This is a genomic window from Dellaglioa sp. CoH-57-MRSF-17 (assembly GCF_056782015.1).
In genome coordinates, this window is sequence record NZ_JBXAXY010000098.1 from 1 (window position 1) to 332 (window position 332).

Sequence of the window (332 nt, forward strand, 5' to 3'; positions counted from 1 at the left end):
TTGTACAAGTTGTTGACGACGGCCACCAGCGGAAAAATCTTCGAGTAGAAGATGCTGTCCGTCAGATACTGACGATACGCGTTCTGCGTCTCAAGGAACGACGAGTATGCGGATTCGGCCGCTGCGTACGATGTATCGCCTTCCATGAATGCTTCACTGATGCCCATAGCTCGCAGCGTGTAAGGCACCAGTACATCGGCAGTGTCATACCATCGCCAAAAATCACCACCCGGACGGATATCGATCGCCTGTACCGCATTACGCGTCGATACCCATCCACCAAGCGGATCGTACTCAGCCTGCTGGAACGTACGGACCAGAGCGTTCAGCTC

1 protein-coding gene is annotated in these 332 nt (G+C 54.2%); it reads right to left on the reverse strand.

Features of this window, described 5'->3' with window-relative positions:
* The coding region (locus AC1RPJ_RS08040) for a hypothetical protein (protein ID WP_481762887.1) at nt 1-332 on the reverse strand (332 nt) is incomplete at both ends.